Origin of the sequence: Streptomyces sp. HUAS TT11 (assembly GCF_051553595.1) — a bacterium.
Taxonomy (GTDB): domain Bacteria; phylum Actinomycetota; class Actinomycetes; order Streptomycetales; family Streptomycetaceae; genus Streptomyces.
This window is the reverse complement of record NZ_CP196184.1, coordinates 1622806-1643560: the sequence shown is the minus strand read 5'-3', so window position 1 is coordinate 1643560 and position 20755 is coordinate 1622806. Positions and strand designations below refer to the sequence as shown.

21 protein-coding genes are annotated in these 20755 nt (G+C 72.0%); 12 read left to right on the top strand and 9 right to left on the bottom strand.

Annotated elements, in window-relative coordinates; translation table 11 throughout:
• Positions 1-2 precede the first annotated feature (2 nt).
• Positions 3-1073, bottom strand: coding sequence for an ATP-dependent DNA ligase (locus ACSHXN_RS07665; protein ID WP_356114795.1), 1071 nt, complete (start codon positions 1071-1073; stop codon positions 3-5).
• A 75-nt stretch (positions 1074-1148) separates the two neighbouring features.
• On the opposite strand from ACSHXN_RS07665, the gene ligD reads away from it, so the two are divergent.
• The 4 genes from ligD to ACSHXN_RS07645 all read left to right on the top strand — a co-directional run bounded on the left by ligD (position 1149) and on the right by ACSHXN_RS07645 (position 5396).
• The gene (ligD, locus tag ACSHXN_RS07660; RefSeq protein WP_355139823.1) at positions 1149-2267 is read left to right on the top strand and encodes a non-homologous end-joining DNA ligase; all 1119 of its coding nucleotides are present in this window, start codon (positions 1149-1151) and stop codon (positions 2265-2267) included.
• A gap of 171 nt (positions 2268-2438) precedes the next feature.
• Positions 2439-3380 carry a multicopper oxidase domain-containing protein gene (locus tag ACSHXN_RS07655; RefSeq protein WP_355799226.1) on the top strand — a complete coding sequence of 314 codons (942 nt, stop codon included), beginning with the start codon at positions 2439-2441 and terminating at the stop codon, positions 3378-3380.
• Positions 3381-3583: 203 nt separating this feature from the next.
• Positions 3584-4195, top strand: a complete 612-nt coding sequence (locus ACSHXN_RS07650; RefSeq protein WP_356295422.1) for a dihydrofolate reductase family protein — start codon at positions 3584-3586, stop codon at positions 4193-4195.
• Between the two features lie 148 nt (positions 4196-4343).
• Complete coding sequence (locus ACSHXN_RS07645) at positions 4344-5396, top strand: LacI family DNA-binding transcriptional regulator (RefSeq protein ID WP_355139829.1); 1053 nt, start codon at positions 4344-4346, stop codon at positions 5394-5396.
• 16 nt (positions 5397-5412) lie between these two features.
• Here ACSHXN_RS07645 and ACSHXN_RS07640 read toward each other — a convergent pair whose 3' ends face one another.
• Together ACSHXN_RS07640 and ACSHXN_RS07635 are read right to left on the bottom strand one after the other, a co-directional pair.
• Positions 5413-6633 carry a glycoside hydrolase family 64 protein gene (locus ACSHXN_RS07640; protein WP_438302834.1) on the bottom strand — a complete coding sequence of 407 codons (1221 nt, stop codon included), beginning with the start codon at positions 6631-6633 and terminating at the stop codon, positions 5413-5415.
• Positions 6634-6886: 253 nt separating this feature from the next.
• Positions 6887-7687, bottom strand: coding sequence for a VOC family protein (locus ACSHXN_RS07635; protein ID WP_355139833.1), 801 nt, complete (start codon positions 7685-7687; stop codon positions 6887-6889).
• Positions 7688-7940: 253 nt separating this feature from the next.
• On the opposite strand from ACSHXN_RS07635, the gene ACSHXN_RS07630 reads away from it, so the two are divergent.
• Both ACSHXN_RS07630 and ACSHXN_RS07625 read left to right on the top strand, forming a co-directional pair.
• On the top strand, positions 7941-8228 hold the full coding sequence (locus ACSHXN_RS07630; protein ID WP_355139835.1) for a WhiB family transcriptional regulator: 288 nt from the start codon (positions 7941-7943) through the stop codon (positions 8226-8228).
• Positions 8229-8449: 221 nt separating this feature from the next.
• The gene (locus tag ACSHXN_RS07625) at positions 8450-8581 is read left to right on the top strand and encodes a hypothetical protein (RefSeq protein WP_374202911.1); all 132 of its coding nucleotides are present in this window, start codon (positions 8450-8452) and stop codon (positions 8579-8581) included.
• Between the two features lie 246 nt (positions 8582-8827).
• Here the strand turns inward: ACSHXN_RS07625 and ACSHXN_RS07620 are convergent, their stop codons facing one another.
• The 4 genes from ACSHXN_RS07620 to ACSHXN_RS07605 form a co-directional block, all read right to left on the bottom strand.
• A complete protein-coding gene (locus ACSHXN_RS07620) occupies positions 8828-9295 on the bottom strand; it encodes a hypothetical protein (protein WP_356295415.1) in 468 nt (155 codons plus the stop codon).
• Between the two features lie 242 nt (positions 9296-9537).
• Entirely contained in the window at positions 9538-10512 is a 975-nt protein-coding gene (locus tag ACSHXN_RS07615; RefSeq protein WP_355139840.1) for an acyl-ACP desaturase, read from the bottom strand.
• A gap of 215 nt (positions 10513-10727) precedes the next feature.
• Positions 10728-11504, bottom strand: coding sequence for a dimethylargininase (ddaH, locus tag ACSHXN_RS07610; RefSeq protein WP_355139842.1), 777 nt, complete (start codon positions 11502-11504; stop codon positions 10728-10730).
• 113 nt (positions 11505-11617) lie between these two features.
• Positions 11618-13255, bottom strand: a complete 1638-nt coding sequence (locus tag ACSHXN_RS07605) for an ABC-F family ATP-binding cassette domain-containing protein (protein WP_438302833.1) — start codon at positions 13253-13255, stop codon at positions 11618-11620.
• A gap of 348 nt (positions 13256-13603) precedes the next feature.
• On the opposite strand from ACSHXN_RS07605, the gene ACSHXN_RS07600 reads away from it, so the two are divergent.
• Together ACSHXN_RS07600 and ACSHXN_RS07595 are read left to right on the top strand one after the other, a co-directional pair.
• Complete coding sequence (locus tag ACSHXN_RS07600; protein ID WP_438302832.1) at positions 13604-14266, top strand: GOLPH3/VPS74 family protein; 663 nt, start codon at positions 13604-13606, stop codon at positions 14264-14266.
• A gap of 73 nt (positions 14267-14339) precedes the next feature.
• A complete protein-coding gene (locus tag ACSHXN_RS07595; RefSeq protein WP_383358742.1) occupies positions 14340-15173 on the top strand; it encodes an isocitrate lyase/PEP mutase family protein in 834 nt (277 codons plus the stop codon).
• Between the two features lie 86 nt (positions 15174-15259).
• Here ACSHXN_RS07595 and ACSHXN_RS07590 read toward each other — a convergent pair whose 3' ends face one another.
• Entirely contained in the window at positions 15260-15673 is a 414-nt protein-coding gene (locus tag ACSHXN_RS07590; protein ID WP_355139850.1) for an SsgA family sporulation/cell division regulator, read from the bottom strand.
• Between the two features lie 262 nt (positions 15674-15935).
• Between ACSHXN_RS07590 and ACSHXN_RS07585 the strand changes: the two genes are divergently transcribed.
• From ACSHXN_RS07585 to mmpA, 3 genes are all read left to right on the top strand, one after another.
• Positions 15936-17024 (top strand): WD40/YVTN/BNR-like repeat-containing protein, encoded by a 1089-nt coding sequence (locus ACSHXN_RS07585; protein ID WP_438302831.1) that lies wholly within the window; start codon positions 15936-15938, stop codon positions 17022-17024.
• Positions 17025-17093: 69 nt separating this feature from the next.
• Positions 17094-17816: an endonuclease V gene (locus ACSHXN_RS07580; RefSeq protein WP_383358741.1), complete on the top strand. Its 723-nt coding sequence runs from the start codon at positions 17094-17096 to the stop codon at positions 17814-17816.
• A 71-nt stretch (positions 17817-17887) separates the two neighbouring features.
• Positions 17888-18034 (top strand): morphogenic membrane protein MmpA, encoded by a 147-nt coding sequence (gene mmpA / locus ACSHXN_RS07575; RefSeq protein ID WP_355139856.1) that lies wholly within the window; start codon positions 17888-17890, stop codon positions 18032-18034.
• A 37-nt stretch (positions 18035-18071) separates the two neighbouring features.
• Here mmpA and ACSHXN_RS07570 read toward each other — a convergent pair whose 3' ends face one another.
• Complete coding sequence (locus ACSHXN_RS07570) at positions 18072-19247, bottom strand: saccharopine dehydrogenase family protein (RefSeq protein WP_355139858.1); 1176 nt, start codon at positions 19245-19247, stop codon at positions 18072-18074.
• 205 nt (positions 19248-19452) lie between these two features.
• Between ACSHXN_RS07570 and ACSHXN_RS07565 the strand changes: the two genes are divergently transcribed.
• Positions 19453-20589 (top strand): CaiB/BaiF CoA transferase family protein, encoded by a 1137-nt coding sequence (locus tag ACSHXN_RS07565; protein WP_355139860.1) that lies wholly within the window; start codon positions 19453-19455, stop codon positions 20587-20589.
• Positions 20590-20755 lie beyond the last annotated feature (166 nt).

Here is a 20755-nt window from a genome sequence, read left to right as displayed (position 1 = left end):
GGTCAGTCCCCGGTGCCGAGGATCTCCCCGAGGTCGTAGCGCACCGGCTCCTCCAACTGCGCGTACGTGCAGCTCTCGGGGGTGCGGTCCGGGCGCCAGCGGCGAAAGCGCGCGGTGTGCCGGAAGCGCACCCCGTTCTCCATGTGGTCGTAGGCCACCTCGGCCACCCGTTCGGGGCGCAGCGGGACCCAGGACAGGTCCTTCTTGCCCGACCAGCGGCTCGGCGCGCCGGGCAGCCTTGCCGTCTCGTGCGCCACCTCGTCCGACCACGCCGCCCATGGATGCCCCGCGACCTCGTCCATCCGCAACGGCTCCAGCTCCTGCACCAGCTCGGCGCGCCGCTTCATCGCGAACGCGGCGGTCACCCCCACGTGCTGGAGGGCGCCCCGGTCGTCGTACAGCCCGAGCAGCAGCGAACCCACGACCGGGCCGCTCTTGTGGAAGCGGTACCCGGCGACCACGACGTCCGCGGTGCGCTCGTGCTTGACCTTGAACATCACGCGTTCGTCGGGCCGGTAGGGAAGCGCGAGGGGCTTGGCGATCACTCCGTCCAGGCCCGCGCCCTCGTACTGCCGGAACCACTGCTCCGCCACCGCCCGGTCCGTCGTCGCCGGCGCGAGGTGCACGGGCGGCGTCACCCCGGACATCGCCCCCTCCAGCAGGGCGCGCCGGTCGCTCAGCGGAGCCTCGAGCAGGGAGGAGTCGTCCAGCGCAAGCAGATCGAACGCCACGAACGAGGCCGGGGTCTTCTGTGCGAGCATCCGCACCCGGGAGTCGGCCGGATGGATCCGCTCCGTCAGCGCGTCGAAGTCGAGATGCCCCTCCCGGGCGATCACGATCTCGCCGTCCAGCACGCACCGCTCGGGCAGCCGCTCGCGCAGTGCCTCGACCAGTTCGGGAAAGTACCTGGTCAGAGGCTTTCCCGTGCGGCTGCCCAGCTCGACCTCGGCGCCGTCCCGGAAGACGATCGCCCGGAACCCGTCCCACTTCGCCTCGTACTGCATGTCCGGCGGGATCACGGCCACGGACTTGGCGAGCATCGGCTTCACGGGCGGCATCACCGGCAGATCCATGTCTTCGATTCTCCTGCCGTGCGATGCGGTTCGCCCGGTGTGCGGGGCCCGGTCCCTGGGCCTACCGTGGCACGCATGGGCAATGCGGTGGAGCTGGAGGTGGCAGGCAGGACGGTACGGCTGTCCAGCCCGGACAAGGTGTTCTTCCCGGAACGCGGCTTCACCAAGCTCGACCTCGCGCAGTACTACATGGCCGTCGGTCCGGGCATCCTGCGCGCCCTGCGCAACCGGCCCACCACGCTCGAGCGCTACCCGGACGGCGTGTCGGGCGAGTCCTTCTTCCAGAAGAGGGCGCCCAAGAACATGCCCGACTGGATCCCCACCGCCCACATCACCTTTCCCAGCGGCCGCTCGGCCGACGAGATGTGCCCCACCGAGGCGGCGGCCGTCGTCTGGGCCGCGCAGTACGGGACGCTGACCTTCCACCCGTGGCCGGTGCGCCGCGACGACGTCGACCACCCCGACGAACTGCGCATCGACCTCGATCCGCAGCCCGGCACCGACTTCACGGACGCGGTGCGGGCCGCCCACGAACTGCGGGCCGTCCTGGACGAGTTCGGCGGGCTGCGGGGCTGGCCCAAGACCTCCGGCGGCCGGGGGCTGCACGTGTTCGTACCCATCGAGCCGCGCTGGACCTTCACCCAGGTGCGCCGCGCCGCCATCGCCGTCGGGCGTGAGCTCGAACGCCGGATGCCGGAGCGCGTGACCATCGCCTGGTGGAAGGAGGAGCGGGGCGAGAGGATCTTCGTCGACTACAACCAGACCGCCCGCGACCGCACCGTCGCGTCGGCCTACTCCGTGCGGCCGAGGCCCGACGCCCCGGTGTCCGCGCCGCTGCGCTGGGAGGAGGTCGACGACGTGGCACCCCGCGACTTCGACCTGGCGAGCATGCCCCGGCGGTTCGCCGAACTCGGTGACGTCCACGCCGACATGGACGACCACGCCTACTCCCTCGAGGCGCTCCTGGAACTGGCCCGCCGTGACGAACACGACCACGGCCTGGGCGACCTGCCCTATCCGCCGGAGTATCCGAAGATGCCGGGGGAGCCCAAACGGGTGCAGCCGAGCCGTGCGCGGCGGGAGGGGAAGCCGGCGAGCACCGGGAAGCCCGGGAAGTCCGACGCACCGGCCGGTACGGGCGGGTCCGGCGGGCCGGGGGACGCGGCACCCCCCGAGGACCCCGCGTCCCTCTGAGCAGCGGGCCGGGTCGGTAACGGTACCGGTGGCGACTCGGCCAGAGGTATGACCGAAATACTACGAATTTGACCAGCCGTGAGCATAAAATCACGCTGTGCCGCTACTGTCGCTTTTTCCTTTCCGGCGGCCCGTCTCCGTGAATTCCCGTACAGGATGGGGGAACCCGCCGTGGACAGACGCAGCTTCCACCGGACAATGCTGCTGGGCGGTACGGCCGTAGCGACATCGATGACGCTGGGGCCGGAGTCCGTCGGTGTCGACAAGCGCCTGCGCACCGCGCCCGCCGGCGGCCAGGTCAGAAACATCAAGATGTACGCCGAGAAGCTGAGCGACGGGCGGATGGGCTACGGCTTCGCCCGGGGCAAGGCGACCGTCCCCGGCCCGTTGATCGAGCTCAACGAGGGCGACACGCTGCACATCGAGTTCGTGAACACCATGGACGTCGCCGCCAGTCTCCATGTGCACGGACTCGACTACGCGATCACCGACGACGGCACGAAGACGTCCCGGAGCAGTGTGGCGCCGGGCGGCAGACGCGTCTACACCTGGCGCACGCACACCCCCGGACGCCGCGAGGACGGGTCCTGGCGTGAGGGCAGCGCGGGCTACTGGCACTACCACGACCATGTCGTGGGCACGGAACACGGCACGGGCGGCATCCGGAAGGGCCTGTACGGACCGGTGATCGTGCGCCGAGTGGGCGATCTGCTCCCCGACAAGACCTTCACGATCGTCTTCAACGAGACGATGATCAACCAGCAGAAGCACGAAGGCCCCGACCTGCCGGCGATCGTCGGGGAGCGGGTCGAGTTCGTCATGATCACGCACGGCGACCTCTACCACACGTTCCATCTGCACGGTCATCGCTGGGCCCACAACCGTACGGGACTGCTCACCGGACCCGACGACCCGAGCCAGATCATCGACAACAGGATCGTGGGTCCGGGGGACTCCTTCGGCTTCCAGGTGCTCGCGGGCGAGAGCGTCGGACCCGGAGCCTGGATGTACCACTGCCATGTGCAGCACCACGCCGACCACGGGATGGTGGGCCTGTTCATCGTGAAGAGGGCGGACGGGACGATTCCCACGTACGTGGCGCACGAGCACTAGGACCTTTCGGCCGGTCACCTCGCGGGCCGGGCCGCGGGAGTGTCCGGTGACGAGCGGGAGCCAAGGGTGCGGCGGCGTTCCCCGCCGGCCCGGTCAGCGGCCGGGGCAACCGCAGCCCGCCACCGAATCGTGCCGAACGCGATGAGTTCCGGGGAGAAGCCGGGTCCACGAGGTGAGGGAGAAGACCGACGGGAGGATCGACCATGGACGCCTCGAGGACCCCGCGGTGCACCGCCCCTGCGGTGCACCGGTCGCCGGCGGACACCGAACGGCAGACCGCCGGGGCGAAGGTGCTGTGGCATTTCACCATGTCGCTGGACGGGTTCGTGGCGGGGCCGAACCACGCGATGGACTGGATGACGGGCTTCTCGGCACGGCCCGGTCTCATCGAGGAGTACACCGGGACGACCGGAGCCGTCCTCGGCGGACGGAACGGCTGGGACGCCCACCCCGACGCCGCCGCCGTCTACGGCGGCGCGTGGAAGGGGCCGCTCTTCGTCCTGACGCACCACCCCGAGGACGCGCGGCCCGCCGACGGTGTGACGTTCCTGAACTGCGATGTGGCGGAGGCGGTCCGGATCGGGCTGGAGGCCGCCGGCGGGAAGAACCTCGAGGTCTTCTCCCCCACGATCGGCCGTCAGCTGCTCGAGCGCGGGCTGATCGACGAGGTCGACCTGCACATCGTGCCGGTGCTGCTCGGCGAGGGGATCCGGCTGTTCGACAACCCCGGCGGTGTCCCGGTCCGGCTCGAGCTGCTCAACGGCGAGGGCTCCGCGGCCGTGAACCTGCGCTACCACCCGGTGGCGACCAGCTGAAGTCGCCCGCTCCGCGGGCGGTGCCGCCCTCGTCACCCACCGGGGTCCGAGGGCGCAGGCATGATCGGGTGCGCCCACGGCAAGCGCTCTCAGCTCCACATGTCCCGAGGGCTATCCTGATCGGCAGCCGCCGAGGAGGAGGCACGCAGTGACCGAGACCGCGCCCCGCCCCACGCTCGAGGCCGTGGCCGCGCGGGCCGGCGTCTCGCGGGCCACCGTTTCCCGGGTCGTGAACGGTGGTGAGGGGGTGCGCGAGCCGCTCGTCGAGCGGGTGCGTCGCGCCGTCGAGGAACTCGGCTATGTGCCGAACCAGGCGGCCCGCAGCCTGGTGACCAGGCGCCACGACGCGGTCGCCGTGGTGATCGCCGAACCGGAGACCCGGGTCTTCGCCGACCCGTTCTTCGCCCTGCAACTGCGCGGGATCAGCAAGGAACTGACCGCCCACGACTCCCAGTTGGTGCTGCTGCTCACGGAGGGCCGCGCCGACCACGCCAGGGTCGGCCGCTATCTCGCCGGGGGCCATGTCGACGGCGCCCTCGTCTTCTCGCTGCACCTGGACGACCCCCTGCCGGAGCTGGTGCAGCGCGCCGGGGTGCCGACGGTGTTCGGCGGGCGGCCCGACTGGGGCGAGGGCAACCGCAGTGTGTACGTGGACAGCGACAACCGGGGCGGCGCCCGCGAGGCCGTGCGCCATCTCGTGGGACTCGGCCGCCGCCGCGTCGCACACATCACGGGCGCCCTGGACCAGACCTCCGCCGTGGACCGGCTCGAGGGCTTCCGGGACGTCGTGGCCGACGCCGATCCGCGTCAGATCGCCGAAGGGGACTTCACCCCGGCCGGCGGCGAACGCGCCATGCGGCTGCTGCTGGAGCGCTGCCCGGATCTCGACGCCGTCTTCGCCGCCAATGACCTGGCCGCCTCCGGCGCCCTGCGCGTACTGCGTGCGCAGGGACGCCGGGTGCCCGAGGACGTCGCCGTCGTCGGCTTCGACGACATGCTGCCGGTCGCCGAGCAGACCGACCCGCCCCTGACGACGATCCGTCAGGACATCGAGGAAATGGGCCGGTTGATGGCCGGGCTGCTGTTGCGCGCCCTCGATCGACGGGGTGGCGGTACGCCCCTGGACGACGGGCCGGGTGCGGGTGGCGGGCCGTCCGGCGTCGTGCTGCCGACGACGCTGGTGCGGCGGGCGTCCGCCTGAAGCACCGGCCGGTGTGTCATGAGCCGACGGTCACCGTGAAGCGCCGAGGGTTCCCGTCGTATGCTGCGCCCGACACGTCCGGCTGACCGTCCGGGCGGACGTCGTCGTAGGGGAACGCGTAGCCGATGGGCGAGTTGGAGTGCACCACCCGCGCCCAGTGGTTGGTCACCGAACCCTGGTAGTAGTCGGCGCCGACGGCACCGTTCGGCTGGTCGGGGTGGGTGAGCATCAGTGAGCGGTTGAAACCGGCGGCGAGCCGGGCGAGGAGGCCCTTCTTGTCGTCGGGGTCATCCGGGTTGTTGGCGAACGGGCCGTGGTTGCAGGTGAAGACGTCCTTCGAGGTGGGCTTGGCGAAGGTGTGCCCCCCCGTGAAGGTGAGCGCGTCACCGCGGACCCTGCCGGTGAACACACCGCGTCCGCCCTGGAGGTCGATCCCGAGGTCGGCCGCACGGTACTTCTGCCAGACGTCGTCGATGTAGGCGCTCCACAGGTCGCGGAACGGCATCCTGTCGGGCTGGTCGAAGTAGGGCGCCATGAGGTTCTGCGGAGAGACGACCCGCAGGACCTCTCCTCCGGTGTCACGGACCACCAGTCGGTCCCACGGCTGTCCGTCCTTCGCGGCCTGTGCCGTGAGGTCGGCGGCGATCCTGCCCACCGCGCCCTCGGGCAGCGGGGCGACGGTGTGCGTGGCGTCGCCTTCCAGGGCGAGTCCGATCGGGAGAGCGGTCACCAGGTCGACATAGCTGATGTTCGCGTACAGCTGGGCGGAGTTGAAGGTGAACTCGCAGAACGACCAGGTCTTTCCGTAGTTGGCGTCGGCGGGTGTCGCGAAGGCCGGCTCGACCAGGGAGGGCCCCGGGTTGAGGAAGAAGGCGAGGGTGTCGTCGCGCACGAAGTAGATCCGGGCGCCGTACATCTGAGGAAGTGTCAGTACCGTGGCCGGGGAACCCGCCGGTCCGAGCGGGATGGAGCAGTCGACGGGCAGCGGGGTCTGCGGGGCGGACGGGGAAGCCGGCCGGTAGACGCTGCCGTCGGCCCGCAGCAGCAGCCAGGCACCGGTCGACTGCTCGTGCCCCGTGACGTACGCCTGCACCGTGCCCGGTAGCGAGGCGTTGCGCAGGGCGAGTTGGCAGGTCGCGGGGGCCGCTCGGGCGATGCCGGAGGCGAGTGCGCCGATCCCTGTCGAGGCGGTGGCGGCTGCGGCGGCTCCGGTCAGTAACACACGACGCGATATCACGAGGCGTCTCCTGGGGTGTGGGGGGAGTGCAGGGGTGTTTGTGGGGGGCGTGTCCCTGCGCTGCCCCACTGTTCCCAGGGGCGGTTGAGGCGTCAAGAGTGATGACTGAGAGCGCTCTCGAAAAATGTCCGCCTTCACGAACCGACGGTGCGCGCCGATGGCCGCGGGCGGCGGGACGGCGTCGAAAGCCGAACGGGAGAGGCCCACGTGGCGGGGGTCCCCGGCCTCGCGCACCTGGGCGACCGGGACGCCGTCAGTCCTGGCCGGGCTCTTGCGGCGCGCTCGTGATGACCGCGAACCGGGCTCCGTACGGATCGGCGAGTCGCGCGATGCGGCCTACGCCCTCCACATCCGTCGGGGGCATCCGGACGGCGCCGCCGCGCTGCGAAGTCGTGCTTGCGACGGCGTCCGTGTCGGTGACCTCGAAGTACGGCAGCAGGTGGGCGCCCGACTCCGACTCCGCGGGATCGTCGGCCAGCGGTACCAGTCCGCCGAACCCGGTCTCCGGGCTGCCGCCGTCCGGGTTGACGCAGGTGTACGTACCGCCGGGGAAGGGCACGCCCTCGGTTTCCCAGCCCAGCACCTTCCGGTAGAACGCGGCGGCGCGGGCGATGTCCGGTGTGAACAGCTCGATCCAGCACAGTGAGCCCGGCTCCCCGGCCACGTCGACCCCCTGGGTCCGCCCCGGCTGCCAGATGCCGAAGGGCACGCCGGCGGTGTCGGCGAGGATGGCCATGCGCCCCTCGCCCGACACGTCCATGGGCCGGAGGAGCACGCTGCCGCCCGCCTGCTCGGCGGCCTTGGCGGTGGCCTCGGCGTCGGTACTGCGGAAATAGACGGTCCAGGACGGTGCGCCCTGTTCGGAGGTGGTCTGCATACCGCCGGCGGCGGTCCTTCCGGCGAGCTGGAAGAAGCCGTAGCCCCCGGAGTCGGGTCCCGCCGACCGGAACTGCCAGCCGAAGAGTTCACGGTAGAAGGAGATGGCCCCGTCGATGTCGGAGGTGCCGACATCCAGCCAGTTCGGGGCGCCGTTGACGAACCGGGTCGTGAGCATGACTGCATCCTTCGAGGTTCCCGTTGCCTGCACTGCCGAGTCTTGCACTGCGCACCGGCACGCGCTGCCGGGACGGCGCGGAAGTCCGCCTGCGCGGAGGCGACGCACGCCGCCGGTCTCCGGCGAAGTTTCTCCGCGCGCCGCCGTGCGCGGGCCGGCCGGGACGGGACATCATCGGGTCCTGCGGGAACGCCGGGCGGGCCGTTGATCACACGTTGATCAAACGTTTGTCGCCGAGCGACACGATCTGGCCATGCACATCGAAGCGATCACCGCGTCCGACATCGCCTGGCAGGAGCAGGCGCTGTGCGCGCAGACGGGGGCAGATTTCTTCTTCCCCGAGCCCGGCAGCTCGGTGCGGGAGGCGAAGCGCATCTGCGCGCTGTGCGAGAGCCGCTCCGCGTGTCTGGAGTACGCGCTCGCCAACGACGAACGGTTCGGCGTCTGGGGTGGGCTGTCCGAGAAGGAGCGGATGCGTCTGCGGCGGTCGGAGGAGAACGGATCCGACGACGGGTACGGGGATGCCGTCGAGGGGCGGTGAGCGTGCCGCCGCGGCCCGCGCGGACCTCGGCGGCCAGGACGGCGGGCGTCCCTGAGGACCGCCGGGTACGAAGCCGGGTCGTGGCCTGCGCCGTCCGTCCGGATGCGCGGCGGGGCGCCCGGGACGATGCTGGAGTTATGTCCGGAAGGGCCCCTGTCATCGTTCATCCGCCGTCCGGTACCGGCGGCCGTCGGGTGACCACGCGCGGGGAGAGCCTGGGGATGGCCTTCTCCGACGAGGACCTGATCGAGTTCCTCGGCCGCGCCGGGCTGCCCGATGCCGAGGACGTGCTCGACGATCCGTCGTGGGTCAAGTGGCGCGGCGCGGACGCACACCACTACGAGGCGGCGTAGCGGCCACCCCGGTACGGCGGGCTCAGGAGACGCGCATCGTCGGGGCGCGCCGAGGGGAGGCGTGCGCCCGCCGATCGGCGGGCGCGCAGGGGTGACCGGACCCGGCGGCCGCTGCGTCGGCGCGGATCGGGCCGGCCGGAGGCTTGCTCGAGACCGCCCCCGGCGCGGGGCCCCGGCAAGCGCCTCGACGGCAGGGCGAGCCAAAGGGTCCAGGACCCGCGACTGCGACGGCAGCGCCTGGCGGGCTCAGTCCGTGCTGACGGGGGCGAGTACGGCGAGCGTTTTGTTGGCCTGGCGCAGCGCGAGTTCAAGGGTGAGGGGCGGATGCAGGATGCCGCTTCCGTCGGGCGGCACGATCCACTCCACCGAGCCCGCCGACCGGTACGGCGGAGGCACCGCGACCCATGAGCCCTTGCTCGCGTGTCGGACGTCGGTCCCGGTCCAGTGGCCGGCGGGGTCCGGCGGCACGAAGAAGCCCACCCGGTGCGCCGCCGAGTCCACCAGGGCCGGTCCGGGGGTCTGCAACGGGTCGTACCACAGGATGTCCAGCGCGAGCAGACCCAGTTGCCGGGGGACGCTCACCAGGTCCCAGTGGCGTCCGGCCTCCAGGAGCACGGTGCCCGCACCGCGTTCCCACTCCCGCTTGCACGCCTGCGGGTCCGGCGCGGCGGCGGCCAGCCACTCCACGCCCTGCATCCACATCGCATTCCTCATGACCCGCTCCAGGGGCGCCACCCGGCGACCAGGCGTCCGACAGGGACTGAGTCGGCCGCGTGTCCGGGAGGGGACGCGCAACCGGCATATTCATGCTGATAGATAATTCCACCCCGAGGAAAGGGTGGCGCGGCCTGGCGATTACTGCTGAAACGTTCTGCCTCTGCATTGACGTTCCTGCCGCCGGCCCCCGACCGTGCCGGGGCCGACGGCACGTGCGCGGCGTCGCGCCGCGCACCGGGTCACGCCCGGCCCCGCCCCGCCATCCGCGCCTTGCGGGCCGCGAGCTTCTCGTCGAACTTCGCCGCCTCGGCGTCCAGGCCGCCCATGAACATGCCCAGTTCCTCCTGGGCCCGGCACCCCTCGGGGCCGAGTCCGTCGATCTCCAGGACCTTCAGGAAACGCAGTACGGGCTGGATCACGTCGTCGTGGTGGATACGCAGGTTGTAGACCTCGCCGATCGCCATCTGCGCGGCCGCGCGCTCGAAGCCCGGAATGCCGTGGCCCGGCATCCGGAAGTTCACCACGACGTCCCGGACCGCCTCCATGGTCATGTCGGGGGCGATCTCGAACGCGGCCTTCAGGAGGTTCCGGTAGAAGACCATGTGGAGGTTCTCGTCGGTCGCGATGCGGGCCAGCATCCTGTCGCAGACCGGGTCGCCGGACTGGTGGCCGGTGTTGCGGTGCGAGATACGGGTCGCCAGTTCCTGGAAGGCGACGTACGCGACGGAGTGCAGCATCGAGTGCCGGTTGTCCGACTCGAAGCCCTCGCTCATGTGCGCCATGCGGAACTGCTCCAGCTTGTCGGGGTCGACCGCGCGCGACGCGAGCAGGTAGTCGCGCATGACGATGCCGTGCCGCCCTTCCTCGGCGGTCCAGCGGTGCACCCAGGTGCCCCAGGCGCCGTCGCGGCCGAAGAGCGTGGCGATCTCGTGGTGGTAGCTGGGGAGGTTGTCCTCCGTCAGGAGGTTCACCACCAGGGCGATCCGGCCGATATCGGTCACCTTGGACTGGTCCTTCTCCCAGGCCACGCCGTCCTCGAAGAAGCCGGGGAAGTTGCGGCCGTCGGTCCAGGGCACGTACTCGTGCGGCATCCAGTCCTTGGCCGCCTTCAGATGGCGGTTCAGTTCCCTTTCGACCACTTCCTCCAGTGCGTACAGCAGCCGGGCGTCGGTCCAGACGGAGGGGCTGTCGAGGCGGGAAGAAGTGATCGTCACAGGAACTCCAGGGGGACACTGAGATAAACCGGCGTACCGTGCCGGAACCTACGGGATCGTAGGCTACGAAGCCGTAGGTTACGAAGCCGTAGGCTAAACGCGCTGTAAGGCCGGTTGCTCCACCGGCGCCCGTGCGGGTCTGCGCCACCGGTTCCGGCTCCGGTTCCGGGCATGCCGAACTCCCGTGCGGCGCAGGGCTCACGGGTCGGACGGGGTCAGACGTACAGCTCCCGCATGCGCACCGAGAGGCACGTCACACAGCCTTCGAGCTTCTCGAACTCGCTGATGTCCACGACGACCGGCTCGTGGCCGAGGTCGGCGAGCAGTTCCGCCGTCTTGGGGGCGCTGGCCGCCATGAGCAGTCTGCCCCCGCCGAGGACCACGACATGCGAACCGGACTCCTCCGGGACCGGCAGGAAACGCGGGAAGAGCGCGGGCTTGTCCACCAGCGGCACATGGCCGATGACGGTGCCGTCCGGCAGCGCGGTGACCGCCGACTTCAGATGCAGCACCCGGGTGACCGGTACCGAGACAACCCGGGCGCCCAGCGGTTCGAACACGGCGCGGATCTGCTGGACGGCGGCCGCGTTGGTGCGTTCGCTGCGGCCGACGTAGAGGGTGTCGTCGACCTTCAGCACGTCACCGCCGTCGAGAGTGCCGGGCTCCCAGATCCAGTTCACCGAGCAGCCGAGGCGGGCCACCGCCTCCTCGACCCCGTCGGTCTCGTCGCGTCGGGACTCCGCCCCGGGCCGGGCGATCAGGGCGACGTTCCGGTACATCACGACCGTGTCCTCGACGAACACCGAGTCGGGGCAGTCGTCGGCGGGATCCACCTCGATCGTCTCCCAGCCGTGCGTACGCAGCGCCTCGCCGTACGCCTCCCACTGCTCGAGCGCGAGATCGGGGTCGACCTTCTCCCGCTCGATGTGGGTCACCAGTCCATCGGCGAGGCGTGGGCTGGGTCGGCGGATGAGAGCCTTCTTGCTGGGCACGTGGGACTCCGTCTCGGCTGAAGGGTTCGCCCGCCATCATGCAGGCCGGGAACCCGGGGACAAAGCCCCGGGTTCCGGCTGTCGCCTGCCCGATACACAAGCCGCCAATCGTTTCACCGGCGTCGGGCGGGAGCTCCTGGCGCCTCGGGAGAGGTCTCCTTGAGCTCTCCGTCGAGCAGCACCGTGCGGGTGATCCCGATCGACTCCAGGAACGGGATGTCGTGGCCGGCCACGATCAGCGCTCCCTCGTAGGACTCCAGGGCCGTGGTGAGCTGCCGCACGCTCGCCATGTCGAGGTTGTTCGTCGGCTCGTCGAGGATCAGCAGTTGCGGCGCGGGCTCGGCGAGCATCAGTGCGGCCAGGGCGGCGCGGAAGCGCTCGCCGCCCGAGAGGGTCCCGGCCGGCTGGTCGGCCCGTGCGCCACGGAACAGGAAGCGTGCCAGCCGCGCCCGGATCCGGTTGTTGCCGGCCCCCGGGGCGAACCGCGCCACGTTCTGCGCCACCGTCAGCGTGTCGTCGAGGACGTCCAGCCGTTGCGGCAGAAGACGCATCGGAACGTGCGCGGTGGCCTCGCCCGCAAGCGGTTCCAGCTCGCCCGCGATCGTGCGCAGCAGGGTGGTCTTGCCCGCTCCGTTGCGCCCCACCAGCCCGATCCGCTCGGGACCGCGCAGCTCGAAGGTGCCCTCCACGCGTGCTCCGTAGGCCAGTTGCAGATCCCTGAGCGTCAGCACGGACCGCCCCGGAGGCACCGCCGTGTACGGCAGATCGATGCGGATCTCGTCGTCGTCCCGCACCGCCTCGACGGCCTCGTCGAGGCGTTCCCTGGCATCGGCGAGCCTCTCCTCGTGCATGATGCGGTGCTTGCCTGCGGATTCCTGCGCCGCCCGCTTGCGCGCCCCCATGACGATCTTCGGTTCACGCTTCTGGTCCCACATCTTCTGGCCGTACTTCCTGCGGCGGGCCAGTTTGACCTGGGCGTCGGCCAGTTCGCGCTTCTGCTTGCGGAAGTCGGCCTCGGCCGCGCGCACCGTGCGCTCCGCCGCCTCCTGCTCCACGGCCAGCGCCTGTTCGTACGCCGAGAAGTTGCCGCCGAACCAGGTGACCTCCCCGGAGCGCAGATCCGCGATCTGGTCGACGCGGTCGAGGAGCTCCCGGTCGTGACTGACCACGACCATGACCCCCGACCACGCCTCGACCGCCGCGTACAGCCGCCGGCGCGCGTACAGATCGAGATTGTTGGTGGGCTCGTCCAGGAGCAGCACGTCGGGGCGGCGCAGCAGCAGCGCGGCCAGCCGCAGCAGGACGGACTCGCCCCCGGAGACCTCGCCGATGGTGCGGTCGAGACCGATGTGGTCGAGGCCGAGTTCGCCGAGCGTCGCCTCGGCGCGCTCCTCCACGTCCCAGTCGTCGCCGATGGCGGTGAAGTGCTCCTCGGACACGTCGCCCGCCTCGACGGCGTGCAGCGCCCGGCGTGTCGCGGCGATGCCGAGCGCCTCGTCGACCCTCAGGGAGGTGTCGAGCGTGACGTTCTGCGGGAGAAGGCCGACCTCGCCGGTGACGCGCACCGTTCCGGCCGACGGCGCGAGTTCGCCGGCGATCAGTTTCAGCAGGGTGGACTTGCCCGATCCGTTGACGCCGACGAGTCCCGTCCTGCCGCCGCCGAACGCGATCTGGAGGTAGTCGAAGACGGAAGTCCCGTCGGGCCAGGAGAAGGACAGGGACGTGCAGGTGAGTGAGGGGGTCTGTGACATGCGGGCCTCGCGGTTGCTGGGGGTGGACAAAGGCAACGCGTGTGAGACACCGCAAAGGGGCGGCGGTCCGGGAACGGGGAACGGCCCCGTACCGGAGGACGGACGGCTCGAACGCCGAGGTCGCACGCGACGCACACAGGCGCGGTCAGCGCTGTGTGACGCGGTGTCTCATGACCTCAGACGAGCAACGTCCTTCTCCCATCGACGGCAACAGGACCGCTGAACACCGTAGGAACGGGTACGAGGAGTGTCAACGGATTAAAACCCCTACCACGACCTCCGTCCGGCCCCGCGGCCACCGCGTGCGCAGGCCGGACGGCTCCCCCGAACCGTGCGCCAGGAGGCCTCGTGTCCCACGGCTCCACCTCGCTGCCCGCCCGGCTGTATCTGCTGGCCTGGGACACCTCCGGGCCCTGCCTCACCGGTGCGACCGCCATCGCCTGCCTGGTGCGGGCAGGTGCCCTCACCGAACTGGCGCAGCGGGGTCTGCTGGTAGACGTGGAGGGCATCGCCACCCCTGCCGACCTCGACGCCGAGACGGGTGACCCCGTCCTCGACGGACTCCTCGAACTCGTCGAGGAGTCGATGCCCCGTCCCTGGAGCACCTGGGTGACCCTGCACACCGGGATCACACTGGACGCCGTGCGTGCCCGGCTCGTCGCACAAGGCCTGCTGCGCGCCGGGAGAAAGCGGGCGCTCGGGCTCCTGCCGCCCGCGGACCACGAACTGCAGGACGTGCGGGCCGTGGAGGCGCTGCAGCGGGAGGCACGCCGGGTGCTCGCGGGCGGGGCACCCGTCACGGAGGTCTCCGACCGTGACGCCGCCCTCGTGGCGCTGGCCGCCGCGGCCGGACTGCCCACGGTGGTGACCGAGGCGGAGCGGGAACTGCACCGGGAGCGCATCGAGGCGCTGGCGGACCGGAGCGGTGCCGCCTCGCCCGCGCTGCACAGGGTCGTCCACGAGGTGCGCTCGGCCCTGGTCGCGGCGGCGACGGCGGGTGCGGCGGGCTGATCCCCCCGCGGCGGCACGTACCTGTCGGAAACCTGCCGGACTCCGGCCCCGTGGTCCTGGTTGGCTCGTCCTCATGACCTCCGAGACACTTCCCGGCGAGCAGGCCCTCGCCTTCCGCGCCCTCCATGTGCCCGGCCGTCCGCTCGTCCTGCCCAACGCCTGGGACACGCCCAGCGCGCGGATCGTCGAGGAGGCCGGCGCGGCGGCCGTCGCCACCACCAGCGCCGGTCTCGCCTGGGAGCTCGGCGCCGCCGACGGCGACCGGCTGACCCGGGCCGACGCCCTCGCCGCCGTCGCCCGCATCGCGGACGCGGTGGCCGTGCCCGTGAGCGCGGACATCGAGACCGGGTACGCGGACGACCCCGAGGGCGTCGGGGACACGATCAGGGAGGTGCTCGCGGCGGGCGCCGTCGGGGTGAACATCGAGGACGGCCTGTACGGCCCGGGTGCGCCGCTCCGCCCGGTGGACGAGCAGGTCGAACGCATCGCCGCGGCGCGTGCGGCCGCCGACGCGGCGGGGGTACCGGTGTTCGTCAACGCCCGCGTCGACACGTATCTGCGCGGTGCCGGGGGCCTGGGGGACACCCTCGAGCGAGCGGCCGCCTTCCTCGCGGCCGGAGCGGACGGCGTCTTCGTGCCCGGGGCCGTCGACCCGGTGACCGTGAAGGCGCTCGCCGAGGGCATCGAGGGTCCGCTGAACGTGCTGGTCGGCCCCGGCGCGCCGTCCGTCGCCGAACTGGCGGCCCTCGGTGTCGCCCGGATCAGCGCCGGATCGGCCCTCGCCGAGGCGGTCCATGGCCTGGTCCGTCGCGCCGCACGGGAGCTGCTCGGCGCGGGGACGTACGGCGCCCTTGCGGGCGGAGCCGACTACGCGGCCCTCAACGGGCTGCTGGGCGGTGGCCGTTAGTTGTTGAGGACGCTGTCCGGCCGCGGGCGGCCGGCCCCACGGGGGGTGCGGCCGCCCGCGGCCGGACCGTCCGGAGGCGGCCCCGGTCAGGCGTCCCGCATCAGCTCCGCCAGGTCGTGGTCCAGGTCCATCTGCAGATGCTCCAGGCCCGTCGGCACCAGTTCCGCGGTCCGCTGCAGGAACCGCCGGACGTCGGCCGAGTGGATGTGCACCACGGCGGTGCCCTCCGGGGCGTGGAACTCCACCACGGTGCGGTCGTAGCCGTACGGCCGCACCCGGACGTCGCCGTGGCCCTCGGATCCCTCGAGACCGGCACGCAGGAGTTCACGGGCGAAGGTCCAGCAGACCTCGACACCCTCCAGGGTGGCCGGGGCGGGGAAGGTCATGCGGACGGCGAAGGGATCGCGCCGGTCGTAGTGGAGCGTGGCGGGAATGCTCTGCATGCGCGGCGCAGCGGCGACGAGCCGGGCCTCCACTGGCTGCTCGATCAGGGTGGACAACGCCTTGCTCCCTTGTGACGGCGGAACGGACTTCGGGCGGATGCGGCACGGCACTTGAAGAGACGACGGAAGCGGCGATTCCGTGCACATGAACGGCGAGTGACCTCTGTCACCGAGTCCATGCCAGTGAGGTGATCCACAGGAGCTCGATGGCTTCGGCCCGTGGTTCGCGGGTCACTCGGGAGGACTCCGTGCGCGCCGGTGCGGTTCCCGGGTGCGGCCATCTGGACGGGGCCGTGGCGGTGGGCTAGCTTCGCGCGCCATGACGGGCAAGGGGAACACGAAGCGTTCGGGCCGGATGATGGCCGTGGGACTGTGTGCCGCCGCGCTGGCCGCGCTGTCGGTCGTACCGGCGCAGGCGCACGGGGCGTCGCGGCCGGCTCCGCACTGGCAGCTCAAGGACAGCGGCACCGCGGCGCGTTTTCGCGGACTGGCCGCGGTCGATCGGGACACCGCCTGGCTGGCCGGTTCCGGGGGCACCGTGCTGCGCACCACCGACGGCGGCGCGCACTGGCGGAACGTCTCCCCGCCGGGGGCCGGGGACCTGGAGTTCCGCGACGTCGAGGCGTTCGACGCACGGCGCGCGGTGGTCCTCGCCATCGGCGAGGGCGAGGCCTCCCGGGTCCTGCGCACCGACGACGGGGGCGCGACCTGGACCGAGACCTTCCGCAACACCGACACCAAGGCCTTCTACGACTGCCTCGCCTTCTTCGACCGGCGTCACGGCCTGGCCATGAGCGATCCCGTCGACGGAAGGTTCCGCATCCTGTCCACCCACGACGGCGGACGGTCCTGGAAGGTCCTGCCGAGCGCCGGGATGCCCGATGCCCTGGAGGGGGAGGCCGGGTTCGCGGCCGGCGGCCAGTGCCTGGTCACCTCGGGGCCGCGTGACGTGTGGCTCGCCACGGGCGGCGGCGCACGCGCGCGCGTGCTGCACTCCGCCGACCGCGGGCTGACCTGGGAGGCCGCCGGCACACCCGTCCCTGCCGGCGATCCGGCCCGCGGCGTGTTCGCACTCGCCTTCCGCGACCGCACCCACGGCATCGCGGTCGGCGGCGACTACCGTGCCGACCAGGCCTCCCCGCGGGCGGCGGCGGTGAGCGGGGACGGCGGCCGCACCTGGACCTCGGCGGCCCAGCCGCCGCCCGCCTACCGTTCCGGCGTTACCTGGCTCCCGCACAGCCGCACCACGGCGCTCGCCGTGGGCCCGACCGGCACCGACCTCACCACGGACGGCGGCCGCACCTGGCGGACCGTCGACCCGGGCTCCTTCGACACCGTCGACTGCGCCCCGGACCGGGCCTGCTGGGCCGCCGGCGAGCAGGGGCGGGTGGCCCGGCTCGAGCCCTGACGCCGGCCTCGGTACGCCCCCGGGCGACGCGTGACGGCGTAACGGGGGATGCGTACGCTCGACACCATCATGACGACCGTACGCATCCCCGCGGACTGGCCCGCGACCGAAGCGGAAGCACGCGCCGTACAGGACGAGTTGCGCGACCGGGTGATCCTCGACGAGCCGGGGCCGCCGCCCGGGACCGGCCGTGTGACGGGCGTCGATGTGGCCTACGACGACGAGCGGGGCGTGGTCGCGGCGGCGGCCGTGGTCCTGGACGCGGCCACGCTCGCCGTGGTCGCGGAGGCCACCGCCGTCGGCAGGGTCTCCTTCCCGTACGTCCCCGGGCTGCTGGCGTTCCGTGAGATCCCCACCGTCCTGGCGGCCCTGGAGGCTCTGCACCACGACCCCGGGGTGGTGGTCTGCGACGGCTACGGCCTCGCCCATCCGCGCCGCTTCGGCCTGGCCAGCCACCTCGGTGTGCTCACCGGGCTGCCCACCATCGGCGTGGCCAAGAACCCTTTCACCTTCGCTTACGCCGAGCCGGCCGCCCCGCGCGGCAGCACGGCACCCCTGCTCACGGGCACCGACGAGGTCGGCCGGGCGGTGCGCACCCGGACGGGCGTCAAGCCGGTGTTCGTCTCCGTGGGGCATCGGGTGAGCCTCGACACCGCCTGCGCGCACACCCTCGCGCTCACGCCGAAGTACCGCGTCCCCGAATCGACCCGGCGGGCCGACGCCCTGTGCCGGCGGGCGCTCGAGGAGGCGCTCGCCCGGCCCGGCGGCCCGCCGCCTGAGTACGGGAACTGAGTATCCCTACGGACAGCGCAGGGGTACCCGTACGGATGTGGCCGGGTCGTCCCGGCCCGGAGGCTGGGCGCATGACGACACATCGCGCCCCCGAGAGCACGAACGAACCCGACCGGCCCGTCGAGCGCGGTGTGAGGGTCGCGTTGCTCCTGGCCGCCTTCACCGGGCTCGCCTGGACGGGCGGGATGATCTACACCGTCCTCGCGTGGCCTCTCTAGGGAGCCGGGGCAGCCGGCCCGATCGGCACGCCAGGCCCTAGCGGTGGGCCGCGGTCCGGAACGTGATGCCCGCCGCACGGAGCCGGTCGATCAGTGCTTCGCCCATCGCCTCGGCGGTCGTGACCTGGCCGGACGTCGGCGGCAGGTCGTCGAGGGCCAGAGACAGGGCCGACTCGGCGAACATCTTGGCCGTCTCGTCGTACCCCGGGTCGCCGCCCGCGACCTCCGTGAACACACGGCGCCCGCCGCCCTCACCCACGAACCGCACGGAGAACCAGCTCCTGGCCCGCCGCTCGGTGCTCGGACCGTCCCCCGGGCGCAGCCGCCCGGACAGCCACCGCCGTGCGGGCGGCAGCTGGGCGGCGGCGAACAGGGCGCCCGCGGTCCCGACGCCGCCCAGCGCATAGGGCAGGGTCTCGACCGCCGCGTAGTGCCGATAGCGGAAGTCGGGCCCGTACTGCTTGAGTGCCCGCGCCGACCGGCGCACCACCTGGGCGTCGATGGTGGGCAGGGGCAGCGCCCAGGCACCCACCTCCTTGGCGAAGCGCGGTGCGCCGAGCGGCGCCTGAGCCCTGCGGCCCATCAGCCGCGGCTCGTGGCGCCCGCGGTCCCGGGCCGCGGCCAGCATCTGCGGCCCCCGCGCGAGCTGGCCCAGCGCGGAGGCGAAGGTGCCGCCCGAGAACATGGCCTGCGCCCGGACGTATCCGTCGACCGCCAGCGGCACCCCTTCGGGGAGCTGCCGCACGGTGAAGTACGCCCCGAGGTCGTGCGGGACGGAGTCGAACCCGCAGGAGTGCACGATCCGTGCCCCGGTCTCCCGCGCGCGTGCGTCGTGCCGCACGTACATGAGGTCGACGAATTCGGCCTCACCGGACAGGTCCAGATAATCGGTGCCCGCATCGGCGCAGGCGGCCACGAGCTCTTCGCCGTACTCCAGGTAGGGGCCGACGGTGGTGGCCAGCACACGCGCGTGGCCGGCGAGTCCGCGCAGCGATTCCGGGTCGGAGACATCCGCCTGGAGTACACCCGGGCCGCTGTCGCCGGGCAGCCGTTCCCGCAGCCGTTCCAGCTTCTCGGCGCTGCGGCCCGCGATCGCCCAGCGCAGTCCCCCGGGGGCGTGCGCGGCCAGATACTCCGCGGTCAGCGCGCCGACGAAGCCCGTGGCTCCGAACAGCACGATGTCGTATGCGCGATCCGTTTTCAGCCTGCTCATGACACCTCTCCGCCCGCGCCGTTGTCGGTGGCCGAGGCTAGCGTGAGCGGTGAGCGGTCGGACGAGGAGGTGGGTGCGCGAGCGGGTCCGTGGTTTCTGTGACGCAATTGACTAAGCGCTTGCTCGTGCGAGGTATTGCTCCTCCCGTCGCCCGTTCATAGCATCATCGATGTCACATCGGTTGTGTCACGCACCTGGGGGCCAGATGGCAGTGGCAGGGACGCCGGGGCAGGGCCCCCTCGCCGGCGTGCGGGTCGTGGAGCTCGCGGGCATCGGGCCCGGCCCGTTCGCGGCCATGCTCCTGGCCGACCTCGGCGCCGACGTCGTCCGCGTGGACCGTCCGAACGGCACAGGGCTCGCGATCGACCCCGCGTACGACGTCACCAACCGGAACAAGCGGTCCGTGATCGTCGACCTGAAGACCGCGGACGGCGCGGCCACGGTGCTCGACCTGGCGGAACGCGCCGACATCCTCATCGAGGGCTACCGCCCCGGCGTGGCCGAACGCCTCGGTGTCGGCCCCGGGACCTGCCACGCGCGCAACAAACGGCTCGTCTACGGCCGTATGACCGGCTGGGGCCAGGACGGGCCGCTCGCCCCGCGCGCCGGACACGACATCGCCTACATCGCCCTCACCGGCACCCTCGGCATGATCGGGGACCCCGACGCGCCACCCGCCGTCCCCGCGAACCTCGTCGGCGACTACGCGGGCGGTTCCCTCTATCTGGTCGTCGGTCTGCTCGCCGCCCTCCACCACGCGCGTGCGACGGGCACCGGCCAGGTCGTGGACGCGGCCATCGTCGACGGCACCGCGCATCTGTCCTCGATGATCCACGGAATGCTCGCAGCCGGCGGCTGGCAGGACCGCCGGCGGGCCAACCTGCTGGACGGCGGCTGCCCGTTCTACGGCACGTATGAGACGGCAGACGGGCAGTACATGGCGGTCGGCGCCCTGGAGCAGCGGTTCTACGAGGAGTTCGTGACCCTCCTCGGCATCGGGGAGCGGGCCCCGGACCGCAAGGACGTCACCCGCTGGGACGAGTTGCGGGAGGAGGTCGCGGCCCGGTTCAAGACCCGCACCCGCGACGAGTGGACCGCGGTCTTCGAAGGCTCCGACGCATGTGTGGCCCCCGTCCTTTCGCTGCGGGAGGCCCCCGGGCACCCGCACCTCGCCGCCCGCGGCACCTTCACCGACCACGGCGGAATCACCCAGCCGGCCCCCGCACCGCGCTTCTCCGTCACCCCTGCGTCGGTGCGCAGCGGGCCCGCGCAGCCGGGGGCCGACACCGCGGACGTGGCGCGCGACTGGGACGTACCCCGGCTTCTCCGGGACGGCGGCTGATGGCCCCCGCGATCCTCCTCGACCGCACGGCAGCCCCCCGGCAGGCCGCCGAGGAGGTCCGCCGGCCCAAAGGGGCCGTGCGGACCGGCCTCGCCATCCGTACCGACCTCCGCCGTGAGCCGGGGAGCGGTGTCCGGGCGCGTGTCGAGGGCCTTGCGCGCCACCG

What these genes read in the sequence shown, in the direction of transcription:
- ACSHXN_RS07665 (WP_356114795.1), bottom strand. Translation starts at nt 1,073, where the DNA reads ATGGATCTGCCGGTGATGCCGCCCGTGAAGCCGATGCTCGCCAAGTCC.
- ligD (WP_355139823.1), top strand. Translation starts at nt 1,149, where the DNA reads ATGGGCAATGCGGTGGAGCTGGAGGTGGCAGGCAGGACGGTACGGCTG.
- ACSHXN_RS07650 (WP_356295422.1), top strand. Translation starts at nt 3,584, where the DNA reads ATGGACGCCTCGAGGACCCCGCGGTGCACCGCCCCTGCGGTGCACCGG.
- ACSHXN_RS07635 (WP_355139833.1), bottom strand. Translation starts at nt 7,687, where the DNA reads ATGCTCACGACCCGGTTCGTCAACGGCGCCCCGAACTGGCTGGATGTC.
- ACSHXN_RS07630 (WP_355139835.1), top strand. Translation starts at nt 7,941, where the DNA reads ATGCACATCGAAGCGATCACCGCGTCCGACATCGCCTGGCAGGAGCAG.
- ACSHXN_RS07625 (WP_374202911.1), top strand. Translation starts at nt 8,450, where the DNA reads ATGGCCTTCTCCGACGAGGACCTGATCGAGTTCCTCGGCCGCGCCGGG.
- ACSHXN_RS07620 (WP_356295415.1), bottom strand. Translation starts at nt 9,295, where the DNA reads ATGAGGAATGCGATGTGGATGCAGGGCGTGGAGTGGCTGGCCGCCGCC.
- ACSHXN_RS07605 (WP_438302833.1), bottom strand. Translation starts at nt 13,255, where the DNA reads ATGTCACAGACCCCCTCACTCACCTGCACGTCCCTGTCCTTCTCCTGG.
- ACSHXN_RS07595 (WP_383358742.1), top strand. Translation starts at nt 14,340, where the DNA reads ATGACCTCCGAGACACTTCCCGGCGAGCAGGCCCTCGCCTTCCGCGCC.
- ACSHXN_RS07585 (WP_438302831.1), top strand. Translation starts at nt 15,936, where the DNA reads ATGACGGGCAAGGGGAACACGAAGCGTTCGGGCCGGATGATGGCCGTG.
- ACSHXN_RS07580 (WP_383358741.1), top strand. Translation starts at nt 17,094, where the DNA reads ATGACGACCGTACGCATCCCCGCGGACTGGCCCGCGACCGAAGCGGAA.
- mmpA (WP_355139856.1), top strand. Translation starts at nt 17,888, where the DNA reads ATGACGACACATCGCGCCCCCGAGAGCACGAACGAACCCGACCGGCCC.
- ACSHXN_RS07570 (WP_355139858.1), bottom strand. Translation starts at nt 19,247, where the DNA reads ATGAGCAGGCTGAAAACGGATCGCGCATACGACATCGTGCTGTTCGGA.
- ACSHXN_RS07565 (WP_355139860.1), top strand. Translation starts at nt 19,453, where the DNA reads ATGGCAGTGGCAGGGACGCCGGGGCAGGGCCCCCTCGCCGGCGTGCGG.